Origin of the sequence: Paraburkholderia franconis, from assembly GCF_009362735.1 — a bacterium.
Taxonomy (GTDB): Bacteria; Pseudomonadota; Gammaproteobacteria; order Burkholderiales; family Burkholderiaceae; genus Paraburkholderia; species Paraburkholderia franconis.
The window spans coordinates 1-1,046 of sequence record NZ_WHNP01000233.1 but is presented as its reverse complement, the minus strand read 5'-3'; the positions used below and the strand labels follow the sequence as shown (position 1 = coordinate 1,046).

General features: G+C 65.6%; 1 protein-coding gene. It reads left to right on the top strand.

Annotated features, from left to right (window positions below; genetic code table 11):
- Positions 1 to 1,046, top strand: a 1,046-nt coding sequence (locus GCT13_RS47865) for a porin (RefSeq protein ID WP_152768453.1), incomplete at both ends; no start/stop codon positions are given.

Here is a 1,046-nt window from a genome sequence, read left to right as displayed (position 1 = left end):
GCGTTCGCGCAAAGCAGCGTGACGCTGTACGGCATCGTCGATAACGGCATCGGTTATCAGTCGAGCTCGACGACGCTCGGCTCGACGTCGGGCGGCCACTCGGCGTTCAAGATGATCACGGGCGTGTGGGCAGGCAGCCGCTTCGGCCTGAAGGGCGCGGAAGATCTGGGCGGCGGCACGAAAGCGATCTTCACGCTGGAAGAGGGCTTTAGCGCGAACAGCGGCGCGATGTCGACGACCAACCTGATGTTCAGCCGCCAGGCGTTCGTCGGCGTGACGAACGGCACGTACGGCACGCTGACGGCGGGCCGCCAGTACGCGTCGTACTACCAGCTGCTGTCGCCGTATAGCCCGACCACGTGGCTCACCGGTTTCTACGGTGCACACCCGGGCGACGTGGATGGCCTCGACACGATCTATCGCGCGAACAACACGCTGCTGTACATGTCGCCGCAGCTGTATGGCTTCAAGTTCAGYGGCTCGTATTCGTTTGCGGGCGTGCCGGGCAGCGTGAACCAGGGCTCGACGTGGAGCACGGCGATCCAGTACGCGCAGGGTCCTGTCGGTATTGCCGTGGGCTTCTCGCGGATCAACAACTCGACGGTGGGCGGCGGCGCATTCGGTGCCGATTCGACGACGTCGAATGCGGGCGCGCAGGCCGGCGTCTCCGCCGTGACCAACGGCTACCGCACGGCGCAGGCGCAGCAGCGCTTCGCAGTCGGCGCGGGCTACACATTCAACAGCCAGTTCGACATCACGGCGACGTACACGAACGTGCAGTACATCCCCGGCGCCGGCTCGGCGTTCCACAGCGAGGCGATCTGGAACACGGGCGGCATCGTGCTGCACTGGAAGCCGACGGCCGCATGGGACTTCGCGACGGGCTACAGCTACACGCGCGCGACGAAGGCCAACGGCATCACGAGCAGCGCGCAGTACCAGCAGTTCAACCTGTCCGAGTACTACTCGCTGTCCAAGCGCACGGGCCTGTACGCATTGCAGGCGTATCAGCGCGCGAATGGCCAGACGCTCGGCAACAACGGCGC